The sequence below is a fragment of the Pseudomonas sp. Ost2 genome (assembly GCF_018326065.1).
Classification (GTDB): Bacteria; Pseudomonadota; Gammaproteobacteria; order Pseudomonadales; family Pseudomonadaceae; genus Aquipseudomonas; species Aquipseudomonas gingeri.
The window spans coordinates 3,700,507-3,715,299 of sequence record NZ_AP021904.1 but is presented as its reverse complement, the minus strand read 5'-3'; the positions used below and the strand labels follow the sequence as shown (position 1 = coordinate 3,715,299).

Sequence of the window (14,793 nt, the reverse complement as noted above, 5' to 3'; positions counted from 1 at the left end):
GCGTGAACGATGAGAGTTGTCGATCGTCCGTCAGTGCCACTGACCGACAAAACCGCCCCGATCCAGAGCGTCAACGCGGTCAGCCCGCGGCAGGCGGCGAGCTTCGAAGCGGTCCTGCGCAAGCGCGAGGTGCGTGCCCGCCAGGCGCTGCGCGGGCAGACCAGCGAAGCGGACGCGGCGGCGAGCGTCAGCCCCGAGCTGTTCGGCAACGGTCGCTCGCTGGAAATTCTCGAACGGGTGCTCGAACAGATTCTCCCGGCCCTGGATTTCGAACCGCAGGTGCGGGAGATGGCCGAGGACTTTATCCGCGAGGAAATCGAAACCCGCCAGCAACTCGAACAACAGCGCGCCGAGGTGCAGGTGTCATGAGCCGTGAAGACGAAGACCTGGCCGCGCTGCTCAAGAGCATGGGCGAGTTGTACCGGCGCAACGGCCAGACCCAGCGTGCCCTGGTGATGCTGCTGATCGCGGTGCAGGTCACACCGGGTGACAGCGAATTGCTGCGCAATCTGGCCATGGCCTTCACCGACAGCGGCGATGGCGTGCGGGCCCTGGCGGCGCTGGACCGTCTGCGCGATCTCGAAGGCGAGTCCCGCGGCGAATTGCTGCTGCGCAGCCGGGCGCTCTGGGTGGTCGGCAACGAAGACGATGCGCGCCTGTGTTTCAAACGTTACCTGGCGGCGCGGAGGGCCGAACAATGAACTTCAGCCAGCAACTCAACAACCTGGCCCGGCGCGCTTCCCAGCGCAGCGACGTGATCATTGTCGCGTTCATGCTGATGGCCATTGTGATGATGATCATCCCGCTGCCCACTTACATGGTGGACATGCTGATCGCGCTGAACATCGCCCTGAGCATCCTGATCCTGATCGTCGCGTTCTACATTTCCCATTCGGTGGAATTTTCCGCGCTGCCGCCGCTGATCCTGCTCAGCACGCTGTTCCGCCTGTCGCTGTCGATCACCACCACGCGCCTGATCCTGCTGGACGGCAACGCCGGGCATATCGTCAAGGCTTTCGGCGACTTCGTGATCGCCGGGCAAGTGGTGGTCGGCCTGGTGGTGTTCCTGATCATCACCGTGGCGCAGTTTGTCGTCATCACCAAGGGCGCCGAACGGGTGGCCGAGGTGGCGGCGCGTTTTACCCTGGACGCGATGCCCGGCAAGCAGATGAGCATCGACAACGACCTGCGCAACGGCGATATCGACCAGGCCGAGGCACGCCGCCGGCGCTCGCGGCTGGAGCGGGAAAGCCAGATGTTCGGCGCGATGGACGGCGCGATGAAATTCGTCAAGGGCGATGCCATTGCCGGCCTGGTGATCCTCCTGGTCAACCTGCTGGGCGGGATGCTCATCGGCATGCTCGAACGCGGCATGAGCTTCGCCAGCGCCGTGCACACCTATTCCTTGCTGACCGTGGGCGACGGCCTGATCGCGCAGATCCCGGCGCTGTTGATCTCCGTAGCCGCCGGCACCGTGGTGACCCGGGTCAACAGCGATGGCGTGCAGGGCGACCTCGGCACCGAGATTCTCCGGCAACTGGGCGCCAGCCAGCGGGCGCTGATCCTGACCGCGTTGATCCTGGCCGGGGTCAGCCTGTTGCCGGGCTTCCCCTCGGCGATCTTTATCGGCCTGGCGCTGATCATCGGCGGCGTGGTGTTCGGCCTGCATCGCCGTGAACGCGCGGGAGCTGCCCAGCCGGTCGAGGAACCGGTCGAAACCATCAGCGAGGAACACGTCGAAACGTCACTGGAGCCCGTGCCTGAAGCGGTGCCCGACAGCCGCGTCCTGCTGGTGCTGGGATCGGCCCTGGCCGAAGTCTCGTCGCTGCATTCGTTGCGCCAGAAGATCGAAGCCCTGTGCCATGAGATTCGCGCCGACCTGGGCGTGGAGATCCCGCTCCCCGGGGTGTATGTCGACAGAGCCTTGGGCGCCGAGCACTTCCGCATCGAATTCGAAGGCGTCCCGGTCAGCGAGGGCGCGATTCCCGCCGGGCGCTTGCTGCTACAGGACGATTCGGTCCACCTGAACCTCCTGGAAATTCCCGGCCTGGAAGCCGATTCGCCGCTGTCCCAGCGTCCGGCGCAGTGGGTCGAAGCGAGCCACGAAGAGAGCCTGCGCAGCTCCGGCAGCGCTTTCCTGTTTCCCGACGAAATCCTGCGCGCGGTACTCGAACGCAGCCTGCGGCGTTATGCCGGGGATTTCCTCGGCATCCAGGAAACCCGCCAACTGCTCGGGCGCCTGGAGTCCGGCTACGGCGAACTGGTCAAGGAGGCCTTGCGCGTGGTGCCGTTGCAGCGCATGGCCGAAACCCTGCGCCACGTGGTCGCCGAAGGTGTCTCGATCCGCAACCAGCGGGCGCTGATGGAAGCCATGGTGGAGTGGGGCGCCCGTGAAAACGACGCCGCCCGGCTGGGCGAGCACATGCGCGCGGCCCTGGCCCGGCAGATCTGTCACCAGTACGCCGACCGCAACCGGGTCATCAGTGCCTTTGTCCTCTCGCCGCAGCTGGAAGAACAGCTGCGCGCCGCCCTGCGACGGCCGGAGCCGGCGCGGGAACTGGTGCCGGAAGAGGTCAATCGTGCGCTGATCAGCCAGTTGCGCCAGGCCTGCGACAAGCTCCCGGCCAACAACCGCACGGTTTTGCTGGTCCACGCCGACCTGCGCCGGGGCATGCGCCGCCTGGTTCAACGGGCGGAAGTCGAACTGCCGGTGCTGTCGTTCCGCGAACTGACCACCGAATACAACCTGCAGGCCCTGGTCACCCTCGGCCTGCCCGATGCCGCTTATCGCCGGACCACCGCCGGCGCCTCGGTCACTTCTTTGGCGAACGCTTCATGAGACGATTCCCCCAGCTCTGGTTTCTCCTTCTGATCCTGCTTGCCCCCGGCCTGCAAGCGGCACAGGACATCGCCACGGGCAGCCGTGGCAACCTCGACCTGGCGGCCGGGGAAGGGCGCATCCTGCATTTCAGCGCGCCGGTGGATTCGGTGATGGTCGCCGACCCGGCGGTAGCCAACGTACAGGTGGTGTCGCCCGGGCAGATCTACGTATTCGGCAAGGCCATCGGCCAGACCAGCCTGATCACCCTGGACGGCGCCGGCAAGGAACTGGCGTCGCTGAACCTGGCGATCAGCGCCGGCAGCCAGGCCGTCGCGCAACCCTTGCGCGAGCTGCACCCCGCCAGTAGCGCGCGGATCAGCGGCAGCGGCAACCGGATGCTGGCCCAGGGCAGTGTCGGCAGCGTTGCCGAGGCCGCCGACCTGAACGCCTTGCTCGATCCCCACGGGCAGAGTTTCCAGAGCAGCGTCAACGGCGCCACCTATCCGGGCTCGGCCCAGGTCAATATCCGCGTGCGTTTCGCCGAGGTCTCGCGCTCCGAACTGCTGAGCTACGGGGTCAACTGGAATGCACTGTTCAACAACGGCACCTTTTCCTTCGGCCTGATTACCGGCGGCTCGCTGGCGGCCAATGCGGTAGCCGGTTCGAGCAACGTGATCAGCGCCGGCCTGAACTCCGGCAACGTGAACATCGACGCGATGCTCGAAGCCCTGCAAAGCAACGGCATCCTGGAAATCCTCGCCGAACCGAATATCACCGCCATGACCGGCCAGACCGCCAGCTTCCTCGCCGGTGGCGAAGTACCGGTGCCGGTGCCGGTCAGCCGCGACCTGGTGGGGATCGAATACAAATCGTTCGGTGTGTCGCTGCAGTTCAACCCGACGCTGCTGCCCAACGGCCGGATCGCCCTGCAGGTGCGTCCCGAGGTCAGCAGCCTGATGGACAGCAACCCGGTCACCATTTCCGGGATCCAGGTGCCGTCCTTCCGGGTTCGCCGTGCCGATACCCGGGTCGAGGTCGGCAGCGGCCAGACCTTCGCCATCGCCGGCCTGTTCCAGCGCGAGACCAGCCAGAACGTCGACAAGCTGCCGATGCTTGGCGAACTGCCAGTGCTGGGCAACCTGTTCCGTTCCAAGCGTTTCCAGCGCAACGAAACCGAGCTGGTGATCCTGATCACCCCGTACCTGGTGGAACCGGTGCGCGGCCGCACCCTGGCGACACCCCTGGACGGCATGCCGGGCAGTACCACCACGGCCTCCGCCGGACCGCGCAGCGGTGGCGCGTTCGGCTTCTACATGAACTGATCCGGGAGCCGAGACCATGAAAAGCCTGTCGTTGATTTCCGCCCTGACATCACTGGTGCTGCTGAGCGCCTGCAAGACCCATCTCGAACCGGTGGCCTATTCCCCGGATTACCTCAGTGCCCGCGATGCCGGCGGGCGCGCCGGGCTGATCCCGGTGGAGTGCCAGAAACCGCCACTGACCAATCGCGAAGTGGTGGGCGACGAGCCGGACCTGAGCTCGACCTTGCCCCTGGGCTGCGCCAATAACCTGAACCTGTTGCAGATGGTCGAGCAGCGCCAGGATCTGGTCCGGGGCCGCGACACCGGTCCGACCATGGCCGCGCCGGTAGGCCGGGCGGCACGGATCTATATCGACGGACAGGACCGGCAGAAGCAGGAACGCCGCGAAGCGGCGCAGGAAGCTCAGACCAGCACGGGGGCCGCTCGATGAGCAAGAGCGTAACCCAGGGGGACGGATCAGTGACTGTCCACCAACCCCAGTTCCCGCGCCTGGGCGGCTGGATCGGCGATGGCCTTGATGCGTCGGGCTTCGACCAGCAGCCGTTGCTGCTCGGCCGGCGCGATATCGTCCAGCGCCAGCGTGCTCAACTGCGCCTCATGCCCGGCCAGTACCAGGATCAGCAGTTCGTTGCGCTGGTGCCGGGGCTGCGCCCGGGGCGACTGGCTGACCTGACGAATACTGCCCAGGGCCTGATCGGCCTTGCCACCCAGGGCATAAGCCAGGGCCAGGTTGCACTGGGTATCCAGATCGGTGGGGGCCAGGCCCAGGCTCTTGCTGAAAGCCGCCTGGGCGTCGCCGGTCTGGCCGCGCAGTACCTGGGCGATACCCAGCCGGTTGTAGGCCTGCGGCGTGTTCAGCTCGCTCGCCGCCTGAGTCAGGGAAACCGCTGCACGGTCGAGCTTGCCTTCGCGCAGTTGCGCAGTCCCCAGGCCCAGCAGCGCCGTGGGGTCGTCACGCTTGAGCTCCAGGCCCTGCTGGAACGCGCGTTCGGCACCCCGGGCGTCGCCGCTGTCGAGGCGCGCCTGACCGAGCTTCTGCCAGGCCTCGATACCGGCCCCCGGTTGCGCCGCGGCCTTTTCATACAGCGCCGCCGCCGTGCCCGGATCGCCGCGCCCGTTGACGTCGTTGGCCAGACGCATGAACCGCTGGTAGCTGTCGCTGCCACTCGCTCCGTCGGGGGCGCCGGCACAGGACACCAGCAACAGACTGCTCAACAGCAACAGGGCGGACGGGAAGGGCTTGGGCAAGACTGGAACTCCTCAGGCAAGGGGGAACACATGACAGCTTGGACAGCGAGTGTGACACCCGAAAGTCATTTTATCGACCCTGAAATGCGGCCCGGCTGCTTTATGTCCAGGCTGCCGGAAAACGTCTTCGGGAGTCCGTGCCATGACTGATTCGCTGCGGTTCCTGATGACCGTGCTGGTGCTGTTGGTCAGCTTGTCCTGCGGGCTTGCCCGGGCGGCGGACGAGCCGGCCTGGTACGCCCGGCCCTATGCCTATGTCTTGATCGAGCAGGACGTACGCGGCGCGCTGGAAGAGTTCGGGCACAACCTCGACCTTGTGGTGGTGATGTCCGACAAGGTCCGCGGCAAGGCCCGCAACCATGTGCGGGCCAGGACCGCCGGCGAGTTTCTCGACCTGGTCACCGACGCCAACGGCCTGACCTGGTTCTTCGACGGCAACGTGCTCTCTATCAGCACCGACGAAGAAACCGCCACCCGCCTGTTCAAGACCCGTGGCGTGGGCCGCGAGCAACTGCAGGCCTACCTGGACGATCTCGATGTGTTCGGCGAACACCTGTCGACGCACCCCGGGCCGGTGGACGACGAACTGTTCGTCTCTGGGCCCCCGGCCTATCTCGCCCTGATCCAGCAACACCTTGACCTGCAGCGTCCCGCCGCCGTGCCCGTGGTGGCCCGGGAGCGAGGCGTGCGGGTCTTTCGTGGCAACACGGTCAGCACCGAGTGACCCTGCAATCCCTGAACCCCCAGGCAATCCCACTTGAAGGAGATACATCATGGCAGTCAATCCAATCGAAGGCGGCGGCACCCCTCCAGTCGATGCCAAGAGCAAGTTCGACGCGGCGGTCGACAAGGCCGCCGACAGCAGCAGCGATGACCAGAAGATCACCGACTTCATGGTCCAGGGCGCCATCCAGATCGGCGGGCAATTCATCATCATGCCGCGCCTCAACGAGCTGCTCAACGACGCCATGGCGGACGACGACGGCGACGAATGATCCAGGCTCCGGCCTCCAACCCACCTGAGGTGACACCATGACAGTGAGTCTAGCGGCGACAACAGCGACAGCGGCGGCGCCGCCTGCCGGAGGGCAGGGTGGCCTCGAGGCTTCGCAGAACCTGTTCGAGCATATGGCCAACAGCGCCAGGAGCGGCATGCCCGAAGGGGCGAGCCCGCACCAGATCGGCAGCAACCTGATGGAGCGCCTGAACGGTTTCATCGACCGCTCGCGGACCTTTACCGAACGGGCCGATGCCCTGGGCAACGGTCCGCCGGCGAGCAACCCGCCGGTGGCCGGCCCCGGTTCCGCCAGTCCCAGCGCCGCCAGCGGCAGTACGGCCAGCGGCGCCGAACCGCCGAAAAAGGTCACCGACCAGCACCTGGATCAGGTCGTGCACTCCCTCAGCCGGATGTTCGACTACTCCATCGAAACCCAAATGGTGGTTCGTGGCGCCACGCAGATCTCCGGCGCCGCCAATACCCTGTTGCGAGGGCAATAAACCGATGTCCAGAGCCCAGCGCATGTCGCGCTTCGTCATCGTCCTGGTCACCGCCTGCCTGCTTCAGGCCTGTGACATGGACCTCTACAGCAACCTCGGCGAGCGCGAGGCCAACGCGATGGTCGCGGTGCTGCTGCGCGACGGCGTCCCGGCCAGCCGCAAGGTCCAGGATGACGGCCGCATCACCGTGGTGGTGGCCAAGGATCGCTTCGCCCAGGCCATGGCGCTGCTCGATGCCGCCGGCCTGCCGCAGCAGAACTTCTCCAACATGGGCGAGGTGTTCAAGGGCAACGGCCTGGTGTCGTCGCCGGTCCAGGAGCGGGCGCAGATGGTCTATGCCCTGAGCGAGGAACTGTCGCACTCGGTGTCGCAGATCGACGGCATTCTTTCGGCCCGGGTGCATGTGGTGCTGCCGGACAACGACCTGCTCAAACGGGTGATTTCCCCTTCATCGGCCTCGGTGCTGGTGCGTTACGACCCCGGCGTGGCTATCGATCCGCTGATTCCGCAGATCAAGACCCTGGTGGCGAACGGCATTTCCGGGCTGAGCTATGACGGTGTCTCGGTAACCGCGATCAAGGCTGCCGCCGTGCCCGGCAAGGGCCAGGGACAGCCGCCACTGGCGCGTTTCATGGGCCTGTGGATCGTCGCCGACAACCTCGCCTGGGCCTGGCTGCTGTTCGGCGGATTGCTGCTGGCGATTGCCGGGCTGGCCGCCGGGCTGTTGTGGCGTCTGCGTCAGCAACGCGGCGCGGTCGCCTTGTACCCGCTGAAGGAAAACCCATGAATTCGTCTTCGGATCTGCTCGAACGCTGGCAGCGATTGACGGCGCACCCGCTGACCTTTATCGGCCCTGACAGCCTGGCCGAGTGTTTCTCAGGTGCGGTTCCGGCCGGGCAACTGGAGGCCCTGCGCAACCTCTCGCGCTTCGAGGGCCGGCTGCTGCGCCTGCTGCGCGAGCGTTTCGAATTGTCGCCCTGGGCCGAAGTGCCGGAGCCCGACCCTGCGGACCTGCCGGTATTGCTCCTGAGTCCCCCGGCGTTTTCCCGCCTGACCAGGCTCTGCGGGGCGATCTGGCATGGCGCGACCCTGCGCCGGGAAATTCGCGGCGAAGTGCTCGGCGAATTGCACCAGCGCCTCGGCGCCGAGGTGTTCGCCCAGGCCCTGAGCCTGCCGGCCCTGGCCGGTGCCGCCGACCTGCTGCGCGACCCCGCCGAGCTGGTGGCAGCCATCGAGCGTGACGGCCAGACCTGCGTCGCCGCCTGGCTGCACCTGCAACCCGAATCGCTCAAGGGCTGGTTGAGCCTGCGCCTGGACAGCCCGCGGTTCGACCAGGCACGCCTGAGCCGGGATATCGAAATCGTGCGCTGCGCGGCCGCACTGCTGTCCGCCGAAGAAGCCCCAGACAAGGAGAGCCGCGATGAGTGAACTGCCGAGCCGCCCGGGCGGGCGCATCCTGCGAGCCAGCGAAGCCGATGCCTGGCGCGATGGCTTCGCCTTTCTCGAAGCCGCCCGCGAGGAAGCCCTGGCGATCCGCAACGACAGCCAGCAGTGGCTGGCCGAAGCCCGGGCCGAAGGCTTCGCCAGCGCCGAGCAGGAAGGGGCGCAACAGGCGGCGCTTCTGCTTCAGGACACCGCCCGACAGGTCGATGCCTACCTCAACGGGTTGGAAAGCGCATTGGCCGACCTGGCGTTGAACATTGCCCGTGAAGTGATGGACGAAATGGACGCCGGCGAACGCATCCTGCGCTGTACCCGCAAGGCCATGGGCGCCTTTCGCCAGGACCAGGCGCTGACCCTGTACGTGCCGCGCGCCCATCTCGACGGAGTGCGCCAGGCCCTGGCGGCCGACCCGCTGCCGACGCCGGGCGTGACCGTGGAGGCCGATGAGCAACTGGCGGCCCATCAGGCGCGCCTGAGCAGTCCGGTCGGCTCGGTGGAACTGGGCCTTGACGCGCAACTGGCCGGCTTGCGCCGGGGCCTGTTGCCCCAGGCCGAAGAGGTCCGCTCATGAGCAGCCCGGGCGTGGCCCTCGACAACCTGTTGCCGCGTCTGCAATCGCGCCTGTCCGCTGCCCGCCCACGACCGGTCAAGGGCACCATCCGCAGTATTCGCGGGGTGCTGCTGCGGGCCAGTGTCGCCGGGGTGCGCATCGGTGAATTGTGTCGACTGCGCGATCCCGGCAGCGGCCGCAGCCTGGCGGCGGAAGTCATCGGTTTCGACGATGACGAAGCGATCCTGTCGCCGATCGGCTCGATGGAGGGGCTGTCGACCCATACCGAAATCACCGCCACCGGCGAATCCCTCGGCGTGGTGGTCGGCGATGGCCAGCTGGGCCGGGTCATCAGTCCCATGGGCGACTTCCTCGATGCCGAGGGCGAGTTGCCCGGCGGCCTGTTCGAGACCTACCCGTTGCACGCCGAGCCGCCTGCGCCGTTTACCCGACAACTGATCGTGCGGCCGATGTTCCTTGGCGTGCGCTCGATCGACGGTTTGCTGACCCTGGCCCAGGGCCAGCGCATCGGCATTTTCGGCGAGCCGGGAGTGGGCAAGTCCTCGCTGCTGGCCAGCATCATTCGCAACAGCGAGGCCGATGTGATCGTGATCGGCCTGATCGGCGAACGCGGTCGCGAGGTCCGCGAGTTACTCGACGTGCAACTCGATGCCAAGGCCCGGGCGCGGACCGTGGCGGTGGTGGCGACGTCCGACCGGCCGGCGGCCGAACGGGTCCGCGCGGCGTTCGTCGCCACGGCCCTGGCCGAGTATCACCGTGACCAGGGGCGCAATGTCCTGTTGCTGATGGACAGCCTGACCCGTTTTGCCCGGGCCCAGCGCGAAATCGGCCTGGCGGTGGGCGAACCGCCGACCCGCCGGGGTTATCCGCCATCGTTCTTTTCCACCTTGCCGCGCCTGCTGGAGCGCGCCGGACCGGCGCCGCGCGGTAGCATCACGGCGCTGTACACGGTGCTCACCGAAGGCGATGCAGCCACCGACCCGGTTGCCGAAGAGGCCCGCTCGATCCTCGACGGCCACATTGTCCTGAGTGCCGAGCTGGCGCAACGCAACTACTTCCCGGCGGTGGATGTACTGCGCAGCCGCAGCCGCCTGATGGAGCAGGTGGCGAGTGAAGAACACCGTCGCCTGGCGATGCGGGTCCGCGAACTGATGGCCCGTCATGCCGAAATCGAAATGTTGATCCGCATCGGCGAATACGCCAGCGGCAGCGACCCCCTGGCGGATGAAGCGATTGCCCGGCACGCGGACATCGAGGACTTCCTGCGCCAGGGCCCCCACGAACCCAGCAGTCAGGCCGAAACCCTTCATCGCCTGCACCAGGTACTGTCATGAAAACCAAAACCTTGCAGAGTCTGCAGAGCCTTCGGGTCCTGCGTGAACAACGCGCCGCCACCGCCCTGGTGGCCCAGCAGCAACGGGTCCGGGAAACCGGCAGCGAACGCGACCAGGCCAGGGAACGCTTGCGCGAGCACCGCGAATCCATCGCCCGCGAAGCCGAAGCGATCTATGCCTCGCTCGAAGGTGGCCTGTCGGTGGCCAGCTGGCAGGCCGCCCAGGCCCGCCTGCAGGATCTGGCCGAGGGCCAGGAGGTGCTGGAAGAGCAGGTCGGCGAGGTGTCGCAGAAGCTGCAGGTCGAAGAACTGCACCGCGATGCCTGCCAGCGCGAGCGCCTGATGCGCCAGCGTCAGTCCGAGGCCTGGCAGAGCCTGGTGGAACGTCGCGAACGGGTCGAGCGCGGTACCCGCGAAACCCGTGAAGAGTCGGATCTGGCGCGGCCTGCCGTGGGCTCCGGTTCATGACTTGCAAGGAGCCCGGACCCTGGCCCGAGGCCCGTCCGGTCAAACCCCTGGTCGACAGCCTGGAAGCGGTCGACCCGGTGCTGGTCAAGCTCAACAATCGCCTGCATCAGCGGCGTCGGCCCTGGGTCGGTGAGCTGGCCGGCCAGGCGCTGGCGGTGGAGTGGGCCAGCCCCGGCGGCGCCCTGCAAGGCAGCAGGGAAGTGTTGCTGACCCTGGGGCAGGAGCCGCTGCGCCTGCTGGTGCCGGCCCAGCCCCTCGACAGCCTGCTCGGCGATCTGCTGGGCCAGGCCCCGACCAGCAGCCTCGACCCGCTGGCCCTGACCCTGTTGACGGAAATGGCCCTGCTGGAACTGATCGAGCCGCTCGAGGCACGGCTGCGCAAGACGCTGCAGGTCGCCGTGCGTTCGCGTTTGCCGCAGCACCCGAATTTTGTCGTGAGCCTGACGGTCAGCATTCGCCTGGGCGCTGCCCCGGCTTTTCCGGTGGTCCTGGAAATGACCCCGATTTCCGCGCATTGGGTCGCCTCGCTGCTGGAGGAACACCTGGCGAAACAGGCCGACCCGCTGCCCCAACTGCGCCTGGACGGCCGTATCGAAGCCGGCCATGCGCCCTTGAGCCTGAGTGACCTGCGCAGCCTGCGTCCGGGCGACGTGGTGATGCTCGACTACCTCCCGGCCGACCAGTTGCGCCTGACCCTGGCCGAACGCCTGCAAGCCCGTGGCCGCAGCGACGGCAGCCATTTCTGTTTGATCGAAGCGCCGCAACCGGTGCCCCCTGACATGGAGAATGCAATGAGTGATGTCGACAGCAATGCCAGCCTGGACAGTCAACTGGACGACCTGCCCCTGAAACTGGTGTGCCAGGCCGGCAGCGTCGAGGTGTCGCTGGCGCAGTTGCGCGAACTGGGTGCCGGCAGCCTGCTGTTGCTGACCCCGCAATTGCAGGACGGCGTCGAACTGCTGGTCAACGGCCGCAAGCTGGGCCAGGGGCAACTGGTGCGCATCGGCGACGGCCTGGGCGTACGGGTCCTGAGTTTTGCCACGCCATGACCGGCTACCAGCCCAATCTGATCGAGATCATCCTGGTCGTCGCCACCATCGGGCTGATCCCGCTGGCGGTGGTGACCCTGACCGGCTTCATGAAGATCTCGGTGGTACTGTTCCTGATCCGCAACGCCCTCGGTGTGCAGCAGACGCCGCCGAACCTGGTGCTGTACGGCATCGCCCTGATTCTCTCGGTGTACGTCACCACGCCGCTGATCGGCGACATGTACCGCCAGGTCGAAGGGCACAGCATCAACCTGGAGCACGTCGAGGACGTCAAGGCCCTCGGCGATGCCCTGCGGCCGCCGCTACAGGCGCACCTGGCGCGGTTCGCCAATGTCCAGGAACGCGGTTTCTTCGTCCAGGCCACCGAGACCATCTGGTCGCCGGAGGCCCGTGAGCAATTGCGCGACGACGACCTGGTGGTGCTGATTCCGGCCTTTGTCAGCTCCGAGCTGACCCGCGCCTTCGAGATCGGCTTCCTGTTGTATATCCCGTTCCTGGTGGTAGACCTGCTGGTGGCCAATGTGCTGATGGCCATGGGCATGTCGATGGTTTCGCCGACGCTGATCTCGATTCCGCTGAAAATCTTCCTGTTCGTCGCATTGAGCGGTTGGTCACGCTTGATGCACGGCCTGATCCTCAGTTACGGGAGCTGACCCATGGGCCAGGACGTATTTCTCGGCCTGATGAAACAGGCATTGATGACCGTGTTGCTGCTGTCGGCACCGGCACTCGGGGTGGCGATCATCATCGGCCTGAGTGTCGGGCTGTTCCAGGCACTGACCCAGATCCAGGACCAGACCTTGCCCCAGGTGGTCAAGCTGGTGGCGGTGTTGCTGGTGATCGTGTTTGTCGGGCCGTTGCTGGCCGGGCAGGTGATGGAGCTGGGCAACCAGGTGCTGGACAACTTCCCGCTCTGGACCCGGTGAGCGGCATGGAAGCCAACCTTGCCAGTGCCTTTGTCGAAGTCGCTTACCCGGTGATCACCTCGGCGGCCCTGGCGGTATGCCGGGCCACCGGACTGGTGCTGATCACCCCGGCGTTCAACCGCCTGGGCCTGACGGGCATGATCCGTGGCTGTGTCGCCGTGGCGATCTCGATCCCGATGTTCCTGCCGGCGTTCGAGGCCCTGACCTCCATGGGCGAACATGGCAGCCTGTTCCTGGTGGGCCTGATGCTCAAGGAATTGCTGATCGGCCTGACCATCGGCCTGCTGTTCGGTATCCCGTTCTGGGCCGCCGAGGTCGCCGGCGAGCTGATCGACCTGCAGCGCGGCTCGACCATGGCCCAGTTGGTGGACCCGCTCTCGGTGGGTGAAGCCAGCGTGATGGCGACCTTGCTGACGGTGATGATGATCACCCTGTTCTTCATGTCCGGCGGCTTTATCCTGATGGTCGACGGTTACTACCACAGCTATCAGTTGTGGCCGGTGACCGCCTTCACGCCGCTGTTCGCCAGTCAGGCGCTGCTGGCGGTGCTGTCGATCCTCGACCAGGTGATGCGGATCGGCGTGATGATGATCTCGCCGCTGGTGATTTCCCTGCTGGTGGCCGACATGATGCTGGCGTTCCTTTCGCGGATGGCGCCGAACCTGCATATCTTCGACCTGGCGTTGTCGGTGAAGAACCTGGTGTTCTCGGTACTGATGGTCATCTACATCAGCTTCCTGATTCCGCTGATGCTCGATCAGCTGGCGGAGTTCCGGGGGGCTTTCGAGGTGCTCAAGACCTTGAGCGGAGTGACGCCGTGAGCGAGACCAGCGAGGAGAAGTCGCAACCGGCCTCGGACAAGAAACTCCAGGACGCGCGCAAGAAAGGCCAGGTCGCCAAGAGCCAGGACCTGGTCTCGGCGATGGTGATTCTCTGCGCCTCGCTGTATATCTCGGCGACCATTGCCCGGGTCCAGGGCCAGGTCACAGCGTTGATCGACCTGACCACCCAGGTCTACATCGAACCGTTCAATACCGTCTGGCCGCGCCTGCTCGATACCGCGCAACAGCTGTGGCTGTCGGTGACCCTGCCGCTGGTGGCGGTGACGGTGGGGGCGGTGGTGCTGACCAACGTGGTGACCATGCGCGGCTTCATCTTCTCGGTCGAGCCGTTGAAGCCGGATTTCAAGCGCATCAACCCGGCGGAGGGTTTCAAGCGGGTGTTCGCGGTGCGCAACCTGGTGGAGTTCCTCAAGGCGCTGGTCAAGGTCGGCCTGCTGGGGCTGGCGTTCTACGTGGTCGGGCGGCATGCCTTGCAGGCGCTGATGGATTCCTCGCGCTGTGGCGCCGGCTGTATCGAGGCCACGTTCTACCTGATGCTCAAGCCGCTGGTGTTCACCGTGGTCGCCACCTACCTGGTGATGGGCGCGGTGGACGTGATGATGCAGCGCTGGTTGTTCGGTCGCGACATGAAGATGACCAAGAGCGAAAGCAAGCGCGAGCGCAAGGATGTCGACGGCGATCCGCTGATCAAGGGCGAGCGGCGGCGCCAGCGCCAGGAAATGCAGGCCATGGCCGGCAAGCTGGGGCTGGGGCAGGCGTCATTGATGATCGGCACCGGCGATGGCTGGCTGGTGGGCGTGCGTTATGTCCGCGGCGAGACGCCGGTACCGGTGGTGGTGGCACGGGCCGCGCCGGAGGAGGCGGCGCAGATGCTGGAAGAGGCGAGCCTGTTGAATATTCCCCAGGCCGTGGATGTGGAGTTGGCTGCAGCGATTGCCCGGCGCTCGGTGGTCGGCGAGCCGATTCCGGAGAACACCTTCCAGGCCGTGGCGCTGTTGCTGGTGAATGCACGCCTGATCTGAGAGGTCGGCGGGGTTGTCGATGCCGCCTTCGCTGGCAAGCCAGCTCCCACAAGGCGTGTGTCGTACGCAGAAATCCTGTTCGACACGGCCCCTGTGGGAGCTGGCTTGCCAGCGAAGAGGCCATCAGCCTCGCTACACATCCCGCCTACACATGACTGCTGCAACCCCACAAGGTGTGTGTCGTACGCAGAAGTCCTGTTCGACACGGCCCCTGTAGGAGCTGGCTTGCCAGCGAAGAGGCCATCAGCCTC

The 14,793-nt window shown here is 66.2% G+C and carries 19 protein-coding genes; 18 read left to right on the top strand and 1 reads right to left on the bottom strand.

The window, feature by feature from the left end:
* The first annotated feature begins 9 nt into the window (after nucleotides 1-9).
* From KI243_RS16280 to KI243_RS16260, 5 genes are read left to right on the top strand one after another with little or no spacing between them, the layout of a single operon-like run.
* Nucleotides 10-369 carry a hypothetical protein gene (locus KI243_RS16280; protein WP_212809327.1) on the top strand — a complete coding sequence of 120 codons (360 nt, stop codon included), beginning with the start codon at nucleotides 10-12 and terminating at the stop codon, nucleotides 367-369.
* Nucleotides 366-701 (top strand): hypothetical protein, encoded by a 336-nt coding sequence (locus KI243_RS16275; protein ID WP_017128417.1) that lies wholly within the window; start codon nucleotides 366-368, stop codon nucleotides 699-701. The genes KI243_RS16280 and KI243_RS16275 overlap by 4 nt, the downstream gene beginning before the upstream one ends.
* Nucleotides 698-2,839 carry a type III secretion system export apparatus subunit SctV gene (gene sctV / locus KI243_RS16270; RefSeq protein ID WP_212809325.1) on the top strand — a complete coding sequence of 714 codons (2,142 nt, stop codon included), beginning with the start codon at nucleotides 698-700 and terminating at the stop codon, nucleotides 2,837-2,839. The genes KI243_RS16275 and sctV overlap by 4 nt, the downstream gene beginning before the upstream one ends.
* A complete protein-coding gene (locus KI243_RS16265; RefSeq protein WP_212809323.1) occupies nucleotides 2,836-4,143 on the top strand; it encodes a type II and III secretion system protein family protein in 1,308 nt (435 codons plus the stop codon). Before sctV ends, KI243_RS16265 begins: the two co-directional genes overlap by 4 nt.
* A gap of 16 nt (nucleotides 4,144-4,159) precedes the next feature.
* Nucleotides 4,160-4,573, top strand: a complete 414-nt coding sequence (locus KI243_RS16260) for a hypothetical protein (RefSeq protein WP_212809321.1) — start codon at nucleotides 4,160-4,162, stop codon at nucleotides 4,571-4,573.
* A gap of 26 nt (nucleotides 4,574-4,599) precedes the next feature.
* Here KI243_RS16260 and KI243_RS16255 read toward each other — a convergent pair whose 3' ends face one another.
* Complete coding sequence (locus KI243_RS16255) at nucleotides 4,600-5,391, bottom strand: tetratricopeptide repeat protein (protein WP_178990560.1); 792 nt, start codon at nucleotides 5,389-5,391, stop codon at nucleotides 4,600-4,602.
* A 166-nt stretch (nucleotides 5,392-5,557) separates the two neighbouring features.
* Between KI243_RS16255 and KI243_RS16250 the strand changes: the two genes are divergently transcribed.
* The 13 genes from KI243_RS16250 to KI243_RS16190 are packed head-to-tail and all read left to right on the top strand — an operon-like array spanning nucleotide 5,558 to nucleotide 14,542.
* The gene (locus tag KI243_RS16250; protein ID WP_212811214.1) at nucleotides 5,558-6,115 is read left to right on the top strand and encodes a type III secretion protein; all 558 of its coding nucleotides are present in this window, start codon (nucleotides 5,558-5,560) and stop codon (nucleotides 6,113-6,115) included.
* 49 nt (nucleotides 6,116-6,164) lie between these two features.
* Nucleotides 6,165-6,386, top strand: coding sequence for a hypothetical protein (locus KI243_RS16245; RefSeq protein WP_017128413.1), 222 nt, complete (start codon nucleotides 6,165-6,167; stop codon nucleotides 6,384-6,386).
* A gap of 37 nt (nucleotides 6,387-6,423) precedes the next feature.
* Complete coding sequence (locus tag KI243_RS16240; protein WP_212809318.1) at nucleotides 6,424-6,888, top strand: hypothetical protein; 465 nt, start codon at nucleotides 6,424-6,426, stop codon at nucleotides 6,886-6,888.
* A 4-nt stretch (nucleotides 6,889-6,892) separates the two neighbouring features.
* Nucleotides 6,893-7,675 carry a type III secretion inner membrane ring lipoprotein SctJ gene (gene sctJ / locus KI243_RS16235; RefSeq protein WP_177131361.1) on the top strand — a complete coding sequence of 261 codons (783 nt, stop codon included), beginning with the start codon at nucleotides 6,893-6,895 and terminating at the stop codon, nucleotides 7,673-7,675.
* A complete protein-coding gene (locus KI243_RS16230; protein WP_212809316.1) occupies nucleotides 7,672-8,316 on the top strand; it encodes a type III secretion protein in 645 nt (214 codons plus the stop codon). The genes sctJ and KI243_RS16230 overlap by 4 nt, the downstream gene beginning before the upstream one ends.
* On the top strand, nucleotides 8,309-8,902 hold the full coding sequence (locus KI243_RS16225; protein WP_212809313.1) for a FliH/SctL family protein: 594 nt from the start codon (nucleotides 8,309-8,311) through the stop codon (nucleotides 8,900-8,902). The genes KI243_RS16230 and KI243_RS16225 overlap by 8 nt, the downstream gene beginning before the upstream one ends.
* Nucleotides 8,899-10,236, top strand: a complete 1,338-nt coding sequence (locus KI243_RS16220; protein WP_177119508.1) for a FliI/YscN family ATPase — start codon at nucleotides 8,899-8,901, stop codon at nucleotides 10,234-10,236. The genes KI243_RS16225 and KI243_RS16220 overlap by 4 nt, the downstream gene beginning before the upstream one ends.
* Entirely contained in the window at nucleotides 10,233-10,703 is a 471-nt protein-coding gene (locus KI243_RS16215) for a YscO family type III secretion system apparatus protein (RefSeq protein ID WP_212809311.1), read from the top strand. Before KI243_RS16220 ends, KI243_RS16215 begins: the two co-directional genes overlap by 4 nt.
* Entirely contained in the window at nucleotides 10,700-11,752 is a 1,053-nt protein-coding gene (gene sctQ, locus KI243_RS16210) for a type III secretion system cytoplasmic ring protein SctQ (RefSeq protein ID WP_177131353.1), read from the top strand. Before KI243_RS16215 ends, sctQ begins: the two co-directional genes overlap by 4 nt.
* Complete coding sequence (gene sctR, locus KI243_RS16205; protein WP_017128407.1) at nucleotides 11,749-12,405, top strand: type III secretion system export apparatus subunit SctR; 657 nt, start codon at nucleotides 11,749-11,751, stop codon at nucleotides 12,403-12,405. The genes sctQ and sctR overlap by 4 nt, the downstream gene beginning before the upstream one ends.
* A 3-nt stretch (nucleotides 12,406-12,408) precedes the next feature.
* Nucleotides 12,409-12,678, top strand: coding sequence for a type III secretion system export apparatus subunit SctS (sctS, locus tag KI243_RS16200; protein WP_017128406.1), 270 nt, complete (start codon nucleotides 12,409-12,411; stop codon nucleotides 12,676-12,678).
* Between the two features lie 5 nt (nucleotides 12,679-12,683).
* Nucleotides 12,684-13,499 (top strand): type III secretion system export apparatus subunit SctT, encoded by an 816-nt coding sequence (gene sctT, locus KI243_RS16195; protein ID WP_017128405.1) that lies wholly within the window; start codon nucleotides 12,684-12,686, stop codon nucleotides 13,497-13,499.
* Nucleotides 13,496-14,542, top strand: a complete 1,047-nt coding sequence (locus KI243_RS16190) for an EscU/YscU/HrcU family type III secretion system export apparatus switch protein (protein WP_017128404.1) — start codon at nucleotides 13,496-13,498, stop codon at nucleotides 14,540-14,542. Before sctT ends, KI243_RS16190 begins: the two co-directional genes overlap by 4 nt.
* The last annotated feature ends 251 nt before the right edge of the window (nucleotides 14,543-14,793 follow it).